The 12,330-nt window shown below is 60.3% G+C and carries 10 protein-coding genes and 2 pseudogenes; 3 read left to right on the top strand and 9 right to left on the bottom strand.

The window, feature by feature from the left end; genetic code table 11:
• Positions 1-128: 128 nt before the first annotated feature.
• Positions 129-284 (top strand): annotated as a pseudogene (locus EXE52_RS18915) (RNA-guided endonuclease TnpB family protein); the annotation flags it as partial.
• Positions 285-359: 75 nt separating this feature from the next.
• Here the strand turns inward: EXE52_RS18915 and EXE52_RS17810 are convergent.
• From EXE52_RS17810 to EXE52_RS17790, 5 genes are all read right to left on the bottom strand, one after another.
• Positions 360-3,902, bottom strand: coding sequence for a UvrD-helicase domain-containing protein (locus EXE52_RS17810; RefSeq protein WP_137703994.1), 3,543 nt, complete (start codon positions 3,900-3,902; stop codon positions 360-362).
• The gene (locus EXE52_RS17805; protein ID WP_137703993.1) at positions 3,895-5,052 is read right to left on the bottom strand and encodes a hypothetical protein; all 1,158 of its coding nucleotides are present in this window, start codon (positions 5,050-5,052) and stop codon (positions 3,895-3,897) included. The genes EXE52_RS17810 and EXE52_RS17805 overlap by 8 nt, the downstream gene beginning before the upstream one ends.
• A gap of 101 nt (positions 5,053-5,153) precedes the next feature.
• The gene (locus EXE52_RS18910; protein ID WP_241988298.1) at positions 5,154-5,975 is read right to left on the bottom strand and encodes a hypothetical protein; all 822 of its coding nucleotides are present in this window, start codon (positions 5,973-5,975) and stop codon (positions 5,154-5,156) included.
• A 200-nt stretch (positions 5,976-6,175) separates the two neighbouring features.
• On the bottom strand, positions 6,176-6,625 hold the full coding sequence (locus EXE52_RS17795) for a hypothetical protein (RefSeq protein WP_004595501.1): 450 nt from the start codon (positions 6,623-6,625) through the stop codon (positions 6,176-6,178).
• Between the two features lie 24 nt (positions 6,626-6,649).
• The gene (locus EXE52_RS17790) at positions 6,650-6,988 is read right to left on the bottom strand and encodes a DUF6516 family protein (protein ID WP_199237921.1); all 339 of its coding nucleotides are present in this window, start codon (positions 6,986-6,988) and stop codon (positions 6,650-6,652) included.
• 94 nt (positions 6,989-7,082) lie between these two features.
• Between EXE52_RS17790 and EXE52_RS17785 the strand changes: the two genes are divergently transcribed.
• Positions 7,083-7,307, top strand: a complete 225-nt coding sequence (locus tag EXE52_RS17785; RefSeq protein ID WP_004595499.1) for a hypothetical protein — start codon at positions 7,083-7,085, stop codon at positions 7,305-7,307.
• A 308-nt stretch (positions 7,308-7,615) separates the two neighbouring features.
• Here EXE52_RS17785 and EXE52_RS17780 read toward each other — a convergent pair whose 3' ends face one another.
• Together EXE52_RS17780 and EXE52_RS17775 are read right to left on the bottom strand one after the other, a co-directional pair.
• Positions 7,616-7,993, bottom strand: coding sequence for a hypothetical protein (locus tag EXE52_RS17780; RefSeq protein WP_241988297.1), 378 nt, complete (start codon positions 7,991-7,993; stop codon positions 7,616-7,618).
• A gap of 411 nt (positions 7,994-8,404) precedes the next feature.
• On the bottom strand, positions 8,405-8,608 hold the full coding sequence (locus EXE52_RS17775; RefSeq protein WP_049933292.1) for a hypothetical protein: 204 nt from the start codon (positions 8,606-8,608) through the stop codon (positions 8,405-8,407).
• Positions 8,609-9,132: 524 nt separating this feature from the next.
• Between EXE52_RS17775 and EXE52_RS18340 the strand changes: the two genes are divergently transcribed.
• Positions 9,133-9,303, top strand: a complete 171-nt coding sequence (locus tag EXE52_RS18340) for a hypothetical protein (RefSeq protein ID WP_155120066.1) — start codon at positions 9,133-9,135, stop codon at positions 9,301-9,303.
• A 1,458-nt stretch (positions 9,304-10,761) separates the two neighbouring features.
• On the opposite strand, the gene EXE52_RS17770 is transcribed toward EXE52_RS18340, so the two are convergent.
• Positions 10,762-12,192 carry a hypothetical protein gene (locus EXE52_RS17770; RefSeq protein WP_241988296.1) on the bottom strand — a complete coding sequence of 477 codons (1,431 nt, stop codon included), beginning with the start codon at positions 12,190-12,192 and terminating at the stop codon, positions 10,762-10,764.
• Between the two features lie 18 nt (positions 12,193-12,210).
• Positions 12,211-12,330: pseudogene (locus EXE52_RS17765) on the bottom strand (IS630 family transposase); the annotation flags it as partial.

Raw genomic sequence — 12,330 nt, 5'->3', positions numbered from 1 at the left:
ACGGGATGGGCTCCACGACGGAGCCCATCCCTGAGAATCATCGCGAACCTCTGCTGCCAGTTCATACAGGCTAAGTTGTGCGCCTTCTATGAGATAGCAGCGAAATCAGTTCGGGCTAAACACGTACTAACGCTGCAAAGAATATTGGCGTGCGGTACGCTCGGAAGCGACAACACAAACTCCGTTCCTCGCCCAAGTCGGAGAGCGGAGACGCACCAGTAGACGTGCGTGTGACTGGTGGGACGTTGAACGGTGAGAGTCACCAGCCTATTGCTGGCGACTAATTGCCGGGAGTCCACATCAAAGCCCTACCCTCAAGGACCGAGGCGCGGAGCGCCGAGGGAGTAGGGTAGGGTAGTTTACGAGCCGGAGATCGACTCATCCGACCCAACGAGAGTGCGAACACGGCGCGCAAGAACCGTGGGCGGGAACTGTCCATACACTGACCTTCGGACACACCCGAACGTTTCGACACTGGCGTGAATTGTCGCTGCTGAGCCGAGTTCCTGCTGGAGGATGTGCTCGTAGGCGGCGATCTGGAGTTCATACCGCGGTTGCGTTGCGTCGACGTCGTCAGTCAGCGCAATCTTGAGATCGGCCAACTGCCACTCGCCTCCACCCAGATCTATGAGGATATCGGCCTCACCATGAACTTCTACCTCAACCTCCCCAGCAGTCACGAGTCCACTCAAATCGTGGTCGACGTAGACCGCCTCCGCCGCTTGGATCTGGGCCCACAGGTCGGAGTTGAGGAAGTCCGACACGACCGACGTGTGGAAGAAGCTGACGAGGCCACCACGCTCAGTATCTGGCAACATCTCGATCGACTGCGGCGTTATCTGTTCCATCGCGTCCCGAAGTGCGCTTCGGACGGGCTTGCTCCACGCATCGATCTCGGTGTCCGGCACGTCCATCTCGATGAGGGTGAGTAATGCCTCGTGGAGACAGGTCCCGACGGCCTCTGGCCCAAGCGTCTCGAACGTGATCGGGAGGCTGTCGGCCACCGCCTCAGTTTCGGTATGAATGGCCTCGTCGAGGAGGTGGGCACCCACGGTGGCGTCGACATCGTCAGTCAACGGATAGGCCGTACTCGGGTCGAGAAAGCGTGGGACCCATGACTCCAACTGGTCGCGTCGAGGCGGGACGGCGCCCGTCACCGATAGCGTCGTGTCGTACATCTCGCGTGTCATACGGCCCTCGACGTCATTCACACCAATCGTCAAATCACCGGCACTGGACGGCTCGTCGATCGCATACGTGGGTGTCCGTCCAGGCGAAAACTCGAGTGTCTCAAACAAGGTATCGAGCCAGCGATCACGCGGCTGTGCCGTGCCGGGTAACGTCTTCGGAAGCGGGATGACGAGATGGTCACGTGCCCGAGAGAGTGCCACATACAGGAGTCGCCACGCCTCCGCACGCTCGTTGGCTGCGACTGACTGGAGCTGGTCTGGACCAAGCAGGTGCGGGGCCCCACTGTCGGCGTCATCGAGCCAGTGCTCGGTCGCCCACCGCAACCCGACATCGCGTGATGCAGCACCCTGTTTATCGCGACTGTCACCGCTTGGCGTGTAGAGTCCCCCATCGAATGGTGGCAGTTCGATATCGGGTGCTGTCTCGACGTTCGTCGGCGGGGCCAACGCCGCAACGCCACCCTGCGTCATGAACCGCTGAGAGAACGGGCCGGTGTCCCAGAGCTTGAAGCCCGGCGTTGCAAGCACAATCACGTCGTCTTGATCGCCTTTGAGCCGATGAACTGTGCTAAAGACGACATCGGCATCGGTGGTCACACTCGGGATATCGGGCCCCTCGCTCGGGGCCGCCCGAAACGGCGCAAGTAGGTCACCGAGGGCAGCTGGTGGGTACTGCGTGTCAGCTTCCCAGTCGGCGACGGTGCTCGTGAGCGTGTCGAGCGCGGCTACTCGTTGTGCTGCCGGCAGCTCGGTGAACTGGTCGCTCGGGTCGGCTCGAAGCGCGAGTTGCTCGATGATGTCTTCCAGGTACACCGACGCTGGAACGCGATGGAACCGGCCCAGCTGATCGCGAAGATCGCGCAGGCCACAGAGGATGTCTCGGGTTTCGGCGTCGAGGTCGTCGGCCGCACAGATGAGATCAAGGTCGTACCCAGCCCGCTCGAAGCAGTCGTGGGCTGCTGTGAAATCGAACGGCGAGTCAGTCAACAACGCACGTGTCTGGGCCCGATCGGTCGGCGCAGTGAGCCAGTCACAGACGGCGAGGACCGCCTTGACCACGGAACACGCAAAGAGTCTCGAACTCGCGTTTTGGACGGTCAGTCCTTCGGCCTTGAACGCGTCTTTGTACGCGTCCATCCGCGTTCGCTTTCTGAAGACGACGGTTATCGACTGTGGCGACCCGGTCTCGTCAGTCAATGTCCCATCAGCGAGGCCCTGTGCGATGTACGTCGCAAGGATGTTCGCCTCGCCAGCGCGGCCGTCGGGGTTGACCCACCGTGTCTTGTCGGGCGCTGCCCCACCGGTGAACGCGGTGACGTGGATGCTCGGGTCGGCGGTTGGATCCCGAGATGCGTCGAGGCCGGGGTAAGTCGCCGCAAAATCATTGAGCCCCCCGCGAGTTGGATCGTCAAAGACGGGCCGCATGATGGTGTTGATGCCGGCGGCGATGTCCGGGGTTCCACGATAGGTTGTTGCGGCTGTCACCGTCGCATGGGTGTCCCAGTCGATACCGAGATACTGGCCCTCGCGACAGGCGCTCGTGAACAGCGACGGATCGGCATGTCGCCAGCGGTAGATGCTTTGGAGCGTATCGCCACACGCGAGGACGCGCATCGAGGGAGTGACAAGCTGTGACAGCGCTGCGTGTTGGATAGTGGAGACATCCTGTGCTTCATCGATGACCACGCTATCGAGCCGCGCGTGGTACCGCTGACGAAGGGCTGTGTGCTGGTCGGTGGGTGGCCCATCGCCATCGACTGGCCAGTCACGCTTGAACACACTGGTGATGAAGAAGGCGACGTCGGTGTGAGAGACCACGCCATACTCGCGGATCAGGGCTCGGTACTGCTCGCGGTACGCTTCAAGCACGTCACCAAACGCTGTCAGCGTCCCCTCCCATGCGTCATAGAGGCGCTGGTCAGCAGCCACAAGGTCGTCCCACTCCGCTGGTGAGAGAGCCGCGTCGGTGTCAGCTGCGGCGTCGGCGTCGACGATGTCTGCGATCGTCGTCACGATATCCGCACGACTGCTGGTTCGTCCCCCGGGATACACTGCCTCTTGTGTGGTACGGAGTTTGCGTTCGAAGGCGGCCGTGGTGAGTCGCTGATCGCGACAGTACTTGACGGCGTCAGTGAGCATCTCCGCAGGAGTGGCTGACCAGCGGCCATCCGGGTATGCTGCTTCCAACTCGGCGATCGCGTCTTCGTGGGCCGGATCGGCAGCGACGGCGTCATAACACGCGTTGTGAACCGTTTTCAGCAACGCCTTATTCCCGATCGATGGCGTCTCCTCGAACCCCAGGTCGGTGGCCAGCTCTCCGAAGACATCACGCAACACGCTGTCGACAGTACCGATGAACGGTGCGTGCCGGACCCGCGTCACGAGATACGCGACATCTGACTCGGTGAGTGACGCTGCCTCGGGGATCAACTTATGATTCACAATCTCCCGAATGTGTTCACAGACACCGGGTCCGATCGCGGCCGCCTCATCGGTGGTAAACGACATGACGGCCACGCTCTGGGCAGGTGTCCGATCGCCACGAGCGTACCGCCGAATGATGGTTTCGGCCGCGATTCGCTGCATCGTCAGTGATTTGCCAGCACCGGCGACACAGTTCATGGTAAACAGTCCCGACTCGGCATCGACGAATCTGTCTCTGATCGTTGCTTGTGCGTTCCGGAGTATCCGTGGGTCGTCGTCGTTACTCATGAGGTGTCTTGGTGGGTGCTGGAACGGTATCTGTACTCGCAGAGAGGAGCGCGGCAATCGGCTCAGGAAGCTGCGGTGTCGTGCTCACCAGTTGGGTGCGGGCCTGCTCGGAGACAGTCTCCATCTCGAGTGACGCAAGAAACGGCGAGGGGTACACAACACCACCGTCGGCGGTCTGTGTGTACCGCGTCACGATCACGCCGCGCTCGGCGGCACGCATCGCATCGGCGAAGTGATCGCGATCACGGCCGTTTCCCCACGCGGTTCGCGGCGCAACGGTATCTGTCTCACCAGCCGCAGCGAGAACGGCTTCCTGGAGCTCTGTGGGAACGACGCTGTCAGTCTGGGCCGGCCACTCGGCTGCCGTCGCGCCGACCGCGATAACGAATGGGACAGACAGCCCCCACACGTCGTTTGCCTCCATAATGTCGATGGCCCAGGCGTTCGAGTGTTCACGGCGGCCCGGGCGTTGTGTCGCCAGCAGCTCACACAGCTCCTGTACAGCGTCCCACGATCGGGAGACCGTCCCGTCTGCGAGCCATTCGTCGTATTTGTGCGAGACCTGCTCGACGAGCCGAGTGACCCTGACGGTTGCTCGCGCGGCCGTCTCCGTCGCCATGAGCGCCGGTGAGTCAGCCTGCTTGCGGGCGGGCACGCTCGTCTCGCGATACGCATCGATCGACGCCCCCAGAACCGTTCCAACTGTCTCTGGCGTTGGCTCGCGCTCGGCATGCGACAGTAGCCAGTCACAGTAGGTTGTGAGTCGCTCGTCCGTGGTGTGTGTCTGTATCGTCTCGGCCCACTCGGCGATCGATCGATGCCCGGGGGGAAGGGCCTCAAGAGCGGCCTGGATCGTCGACTGTTCGAGTGGCCAGCTGGCTGTATCCGTGAGTGGTGCCCACCGCTGCGCTAATGGTTCCAACAGCGTTGCAGCAGCGACGTCGCCGGCGCCAAAGAGCGTACAAAGCGCCGCTATCAGCGCGTATGGTTCGGTGCGGGTTACGCGCAACTGTGTCCAAAATACTGGCGTCACCCCATACTGGATGGCTGCCCGGGTCAGCGGCTGTTCATACGGATCAAGATCGCGAGCCACGACGACGATATCGCGGACGTCCACGCCACGATCGCGAACTTCGCTGATCGTCGCCATCACAGCACGCGCTTCCTCGCGACGCGTCGGTGCGGGCAATTCGACAACAGGACATGACGGTGCTGGCAACTCGCCAGTGAGTGCCGTGCGGTGGGCGTGGGTCACAGATTCACCTCTCGCCCGGGATAATCAATGGACAATAGGTCCGGAAGTCGCGCTGTGAGGTACTCGCTGGTTCCGGGGCGGAGGTGGAGTTCGATATCTGCCGTCGTTGCTGTACAGAGACCATGTAGGAAGTCAACTTCTGGTGCCGGGATGCTGCTCACACCGACGAGCGAGATCCGCTCGATATCGGGATAGCAATCGGTCCACACCTCGTCGCCGCCGATGAGGCGACGCGTCGCCCGTCTGAGGAGCGCCGTCTTCGAGACCGCTTTGTCAGTCTGGTCGCGCAGCCACGTCTCGACGGCGAGGCCACCATCAACCAGTGTGGTCGCCTCGTCCGCGATGGGGCCTGCAAACTCGTCGGTGACATCGCGCAGCGCCGCAATCCGATCCGGATGGAAGTTCGTCATTGATTCGACCTCTGAACGGATCTGCTCAAGTTGTTGGGGACCGACGTCTCGACGGGCAGCAAGCAACGGACGGAGTCCCGATGGCTGATCCGGTGTCGTCGTCGGAAGCGACTGGAGGAGCGCTAAGCGATCGACGCGATCGAGGCTCGTCGGGGCCGGGTCTGCGACTCCAAGCAGTACTTCCGCAACGGTTTTCGGATCGACGAATTCAAACGCATTCTGTGGCTGTGTACGCTCTCGCAGTCGCCGTTGGAGGTTTCGTTGGTGGAGTTCGGTCGGCGCCAACACGAGTTCTGTCGGCGTCGCTGTGCGGTCAGCACGATTGAGAAGCCGTTCTTCCTCGCCACAGTAAATCGAGATCTGCGAGGCAACATCGTCGTCAGTCGTGTGGAGGTCCGTTGTCGACATCAGCGAGATCAGGATATGGGGTACGACAGGGTGGATATAAGTCTCTCGCCCCGGAGCGGAAGTGGACCGATCTGTCGGGGCATTTTGGTCGTGGTGTTCGACTGTGGGTACCTCATGACAGGGGCACCATTTGGAAGGCCTCGGTGAAAGGTAGGCCCCGCACCACGGAGAAAGACTCGCGCTTCAGTGCAGAGAGGATGTCAAGGCGTGGCAGCCGTCGTGTCGCCAGCCTCTGGATCGAACGGGAGGTTGATCAAGAGTTCGTCGAACCAGACGACCGGGCGCTTACTCTGACCGTTTTCCTCAAAGAAGATGATACCCAACTGGGCGAGGCGGCTGAGTTCCTCGTGGACGTTCTTCACGTCCCGGTCAACGACCCGTGCGGTTTCGTTGATGCTGGCTGGCTCTTCCCTGCGGATAGCTTCGATGAGATCGAGGACACGCGGCGTCAGCGTCTCCATAAGATCGTCGTAACTGGTGAACGAGAGCGTCGGTGTGAAATCCACCGCGTCGCCTCGTTTGAGCGCCTCGATCCCGTCGGTGATGTCGCCGTGGAACTCACTGGACGAGTTCACGGTAACGACGAGAGTTGATTCGGCCCGAAGCTGTTCACGCTCCATCGGGTGCAGCGGCGGCGTGGTGTCGTTCATGGGTATCACCGTGGTGAGATGGCCTCACTTGACCTCGAGCTCGGACTTCGGGATTTCGCTCCAGAACCGTTTCCAGAGTTCGACTATTCCGGGAAACGTGATGCTATCTGGGTGAGGGTCTGGTGCGACGTGTAGTTCGTGCCCTTTGGTGTCCTCGTGCGAGTTGTCGTACCGACGAATCGTCCCATCATCAAGCGTGCGGGGCGGGTCCGGCTCCGTTGCGCCGTAATGAAGCTTGTAGGCCCACCCAGACGGGTACGCATCGCGATCTGTCCGCATACAGAACACGCGGACTACAGCCCCGTCGGGGTACTTTCGCCCCTCGCTCACGCCATCGAGGTCGTCGTCGGTCAGTGAGGCCATCCTCATTCATTGGTACATAGACCAATAAAATAAGTATATTGGTTTGAGGACCAACAGTAGGCGTCACACTCCCATACTCGTACTTCTGGCAGACATGTCCACGCCGATGGAAATATACCGGTTCGAGCTCCTCCAGAGTATTTTGATCGAGCGCCCGGATAGCATCCGCCGGCTGGCCTCACTCCATGCGGGGCTGGAAGCCGTAAGTGAACGAGCGGAACTCATCGGCGTGAGCGACGAGCCACCCCTCCACGCTGTACGGAGCCTCAACGCTCTCGATCAGCGCAAGGTGAACGCGGACTGTGGCGTCGAACCGTGAAGCGTTTCGGTCATAGTCGGTCAGTCAGGCCACCCCCTCTGGGGCAAACCCTCGTCTCCGGACGAGGGCGATAATGTTGCCCCGCGACTGTCAGCCCGTCAGTGGGGGTGCGGAAGCGACCTCGCCGCTGTCGACTGGTCCGTGGGCGCAACGCGTGTGGAGCGAAGCGACTCGCGTGATGCGTCCGCGTCGACCGAGCGAGGTCGCAAGCGGAACACCACGGAGTCGCTGTCCGCGTGGTCGAGCCCACCGAGCTGGCCAGAGCGTCACGTCGGTCCGATAGCGCAGAAAAAATGGAGACCGGCTGTCTATAGTTCTTCGGTCTCAACGGTGAAGTCGTCAGGCGAGAGCTCCACGTCGTCGACGAGGTCGGCCACGATCTCGGCGGCCGCCTCGATAGCCTCCTTGACGTCGAACCCGAGCGTGGCCTCGATGACCTCGCCGTTGTGGACGACGGTCGCGACGACCGGCTGCTGGGTGTAGACGATCAGGTCTTCCTCGAGCGACTGGTACGGGCCCGCCGAGACGAACTGGCGGGCACACTCAAGCGAACAGAAGCCGACCGTCCCGTAGTCAGCGACCATCCCGCGGGCGTCACACCCGAGCAGGAGTTTCAGCTGGTCGTCGACGTCGTCGTGACAGCCCTCACAGGCACACTCGATCTCGTCGTCAAGGGTAGTCGTCAAGTCAAACTCGGACTGAGGCGTCGAACCGCGAAGCGTTTCACTCATAGTCGGTTGGTCGGGTCACCCCCTCGGGGGAAACCCTCGTCTCCGGCTGGGGGAGATAATGTCACCAGCTGAAGCCCCGACAAGACTCGGCCGTAGCCGGTGTCTTCGCCACCGTGCTGAACGGTGGGTTAGTAGTTACTGCTAACGTCACAACCAGTCGTCCCATTGGGGCCACCACGAGTGGGGAGTCACAGAGAGTTTCCCCCACTGGTAACCCCCCGAAATCGACCCCGAGATCGACCCCGAACAAACCCGACTGATCGACTGTCTCCACTACAGGCTGGTTGCGGTTCCGTTATCTGCCGCAACAAACCCACCAGTCACCGGGCTGTAGCAAGGGGGTCTCGACCCCCGCGAAGAAGCCGGTCAGAGGACCCGGCGTTTGCAGTCACTACACGCCACGTCACCACCCCCGAGACGAGTCGCGGCGTCACTCGAACAGAAGTCGCACCCCTCCGATCCACTCCGGGCGTTCATCGACAACAGAGCAGCGAAGACGATGCCGATGAGCAGGGCGATTGCGGTGCCGAACGAGACGGTGAAAACGACGAGTGCGAGAAGCGTATTCATCTTGGGAAACCTCATCGCTGGCCCGACCGAAATAATGCTATCACTGGGTTGGGGCCTGCCGACACTCCGTCTGGATTGAGACGGTGTCGTCTCACCGTGTTGAGACAGAACGAGGCCCCACCGAAGGTGGGTGGCTCGTGGACGCCATTCTGTATACCAGATTGCTGAGAGATTCTCGGTGGGGATACTGGCGAGGACTCCCGCCAAGAGGGAGTCGTCGAGGTGGGGGCAACCCACCCAGCGGTGCGACGGCCAGCTGCCCTCGAGGCGTGTCGGTCGCGACCACTGTTGGTGGGGTGGACCCGACACCGTTCGGTCCCCGTCGGCTGTCAGACTCGAAGCGGTCACCTGCCGTGTCTGTGGTGGTGGCGATCCGTCGCTGGTGACGGCCGACGGCGTCGTAGTCAGAATACTGAGAGGTCTACCTCGCTGTGGATCCTGATCGTCGGATCCGAGCCGATGACCACCGATGGTGAAGCGGCGACTGGTCGCCGCGTCTGTGGCCTCGAGGAGAGGCGGTGTCGATGCCGATTGGTGACCACGTCGTGACCCTCGGTCGGGAGACGCCGCGAGTCGAGATCGACGAGTCGAGTCGCATCGACAAGCCCACCCGGACGAGGGGATCAGTGGAGTCGGTCACCGACGTCGGAGGTGAGAATCCCGCCGGGGTCGAAGCCGTTCCACACGGCGTGTGATCGTGGCGATGGTGACAGCCGGTCGGCGTCTGCGGTCGACTTGTCATCGGCTGACTCATCAGGTTCCTGAAACAGCGACCAGAGCCACGACTCGGCGGTGAGAGACTGGTCGACAGTCGGTGTGTTGAGGGAGTCTCTCGTCTGTGGATCAAGGAGTGTGTCGACGGCAGTCGACTGGTCCTCAAGGGGACTGTCCCGGTGGTGGTCATCGACCGTCAGGAGATGGGAAGTCTACCGAGACGATCGCGGTCGTCGAGACGACGAGTCGTGTTGCGTCCGGGGTCTACCTGACCCGCGGGGGAGTGTGCTGAGGCTATTTCGAGATTCTGAGAGGATTCGTGAGTCACACAGTGTTGGTGAGGCGGTGGCAGTGTCGACCGCCGTGTAGTGGTGTCCCCGTCTTGCTGGCCGACTGCCTTCTGCGGTCAGTCTCGATCTTGGTGGTCGACCAGCTGGTGGTGCTTCTGTCTGAGACCCTGTCTCTTCATGTCCCCTTCAGGGGACTGCTGGGGTGATCCCGGTTGCCTGCTGTATCAGGCATCTTACTCTTGGCCTTCTGGCCTGAACACCCCCACCCAGAGGGGGTATTACCCGGTATATCACAGACGTACCGGGTCAAAATGGGGGTGTTCTGAGAGGGTGAAAATAAGTCGGTCTCGGAAACCGGCTGAAACGGCTTTCTAGAACACGCTCAGGTATGCGAGCGAGTCATATTTGATTGAGCAGTGATTTTGGTGTGATGACCCCCGGACCACCCGTGCCGTCTTGCGGTTTTGTGAGGTGGTCCAAGGGGGGTGAGTTACCACCCCCTCAAATTGTGGTAAATCCCACCCCGTATGCTTATTTTCAGTCTTTAGCGGCGATGTATCTGAAATAGTATACTTTATTGTGGAAAAAAGGCAGAAATCACAGTACTGTACCCCCCGGACCACCGCTGCCTTCATGCGGTTTTGTGGAGTGGTCCAAGGGGGGTCCGGATATACTGACTACCCCCCGGACCACCCGCTACGTCTGGTTATTTTCACAAATTCAAATATGCGTTATTCCTTAGCGATATTGGTGAAAATAACAGTAGATATGGCTTGTAGTTCATTACTGCCGAATTGACTAAGAAAACAATAACTGGTGCCCACATGCTGGACCCCCCGGACCACCCGTGCCGTCTTGCGATTTTGGGAAGTGGTCCAAGGGGGTGTTTTCGGCTGAATTGCTGCCTCGAGTTATGGATCAGATAGCAACTACTGCGAGCCCCGTCTGTTTGAGACACCCATCAGTTCTGTGTCGTCGCAACGTTCACAGGTACCATCTAAGCTAGCGACGAAGACCACCAACTCTAGCCCGGCAGGAAGATCAGAATCATGCGTCAACTCCCTGCGCTATGTTCGTATAAAATATCTGGTTGGTTCGAGAAAGAGACTGCCAATAAAATTTGGTCGAGGAATACGTTGGTTGCTCTGGCTACGCGAACTTCCCCTCGAGTTCCGCAAGGGTCGAGCCTTCGTCGGTGAGCTCGATACCGAACCACACACGTTCACGCTCACCGCTACTGAGTCGCGGCCGACCTTCCTTCAGTTCGACGTCGACTTGCGCTTTCAGCGGCCCGGTGAACGCACCCGGCGCGTACTCTTGGATCGCCACGTCATCCACCGACGTATCAGTACTGTTACGAATGTGTCGAAGGCAGATTTGCGCCCATGAGTTGAACGCATCACGGAGTTCGGCCTTCGGAACGAACACCGTCTCGTCGGTGTCGGTCGTGATCGTCTCGTCTTCCGTGTTGGTGTAGCGACGGAGGAACTGCTTCAGTGGGTCGGGCATGTCGTCCCCGATGAGCGGCTGGCCATACTTCCGGTGGATGCTGTCGAACGCAACGTCTTCTGTGTCGACCGAGGGTGTTGTCGAACCGCTCGCATCTCCGCCCGAGTCACCACCAGATCTACTACTGTCCGCGAGGCGTGCGGGCGTGTATCCTGTCGTGTCCTCGATATTTTTGAGAACTGGGAAGTAGACATCATCCGGGAGCTTGAGGTTGCGCTTCCCAGCTTTGTTCCCGCCCGGTGAGTCGGTATTCTGTTCGTCCGAATTATCGTCGGAATCATCGCTATCCCCGCCGAATTGTTCGAGGTCGTCAGGCTCGCAATAATCGTTCTCGATCGCGTATCCCACAAGCCCCTTCAGCGGGATGGGCGTGTGCTCTGGAACGAGGTTGTTCTGGCGAGCGTAGGTCCACAGATGGAGGTACTCCAAATCATCGAGATTCTGACCACTCGCGGAATCCTTCGGGTCGCGCTTGCCCATGTCACAGAGGGCAAAGTGTTGGAAGTTATAGAGTGCTTCCCGCTTGTGGCAGTAGGCAGTTTCGTCGTCGATCACGACGAAGTAGTTCTCCGATTCACCGAAGTGACCGAAGGGGTTTTTCCCACGGGATCCGGGCGTGAGTCCAAGGTCGCGCAGGTCGAGGTTCCAGAGGGGGTTGTGGCTCCCAGTGAACTCGCGATAATCCCCTTCTTCGATCCGGTCTTCGATCTCCTGTGGGTCGATGTCCATCGCGGTGCTGGCGTCGTTCACCAGCCCCCCAATGTTGCCCGTCGCGGCGGGGTGTTGTGACGGGTGGATTGTGGGGATGAATCCGAACAGCGAGAGGGGTGGATACACCGCGTTTTGTTCAGGGACAGGATCGAGAACATTACCCTCGCCGCGAAGCGTGTTCGCGTCGCCAACAGGCCACCTGTGAGCGGCTGTCAGCGCCCCCGTGTCAGCGTCGGGATCAGCCGGGATGATGTGGGGGTCACGAACCGGCAAATCCACACTCGTTTCCGTCCGGTCGATTGCCCCGACAGTCTGGGAGAGGTCGTGGGCTGTGGGGTAGCCAAGCGACGCCGGATCCATCCCGGTTGGGTATAATGATTAAGATAACATTCGAAAGTCAAGGAACTGTTCACACCACTTCTTTGCGAAGCTGACGCGTTTCGTTATTTTCTCAAAAGTTTCCTGAACGAGGTCTTTGAATTCCGCTTCGCTCTCAAC

Origin of the sequence: Halorubrum sp. CGM4_25_10-8A (assembly GCF_005435025.1) — an archaeon.
GTDB lineage: Archaea > Halobacteriota > Halobacteria > Halobacteriales > Haloferacaceae > Halorubrum > Halorubrum ezzemoulense.
This window is presented reverse-complemented; position numbering and strand designations above follow the sequence as displayed.

Bases quoted from the DNA above. Each gene is read 5' to 3' on its own strand.
- EXE52_RS18910 (WP_241988298.1), bottom strand. From the start codon at position 5,975: ATGTCGACAACGGACCTCCACACGACTGACGACGATGTTGCCTCGCAG.
- EXE52_RS18340 (WP_155120066.1), top strand. From the start codon at position 9,133: ATGCCGATTGGTGACCACGTCGTGACCCTCGGTCGGGAGACGCCGCGA.
- EXE52_RS17770 (WP_241988296.1), bottom strand. From the start codon at position 12,192: ATGGATCCGGCGTCGCTTGGCTACCCCACAGCCCACGACCTCTCCCAG.
- EXE52_RS17810 (WP_137703994.1), bottom strand. From the start codon at position 3,902: ATGAGTAACGACGACGACCCACGGATACTCCGGAACGCACAAGCAACG.
- EXE52_RS17785 (WP_004595499.1), top strand. From the start codon at position 7,083: ATGTCCACGCCGATGGAAATATACCGGTTCGAGCTCCTCCAGAGTATT.
- EXE52_RS17790 (WP_199237921.1), bottom strand. From the start codon at position 6,988: ATGGCCTCACTGACCGACGACGACCTCGATGGCGTGAGCGAGGGGCGA.
- EXE52_RS17805 (WP_137703993.1), bottom strand. From the start codon at position 5,052: ATGGCGACGATCAGCGAAGTTCGCGATCGTGGCGTGGACGTCCGCGAT.
- EXE52_RS17775 (WP_049933292.1), bottom strand. From the start codon at position 8,608: ATGAATACGCTTCTCGCACTCGTCGTTTTCACCGTCTCGTTCGGCACC.
- EXE52_RS17795 (WP_004595501.1), bottom strand. From the start codon at position 6,625: ATGAACGACACCACGCCGCCGCTGCACCCGATGGAGCGTGAACAGCTT.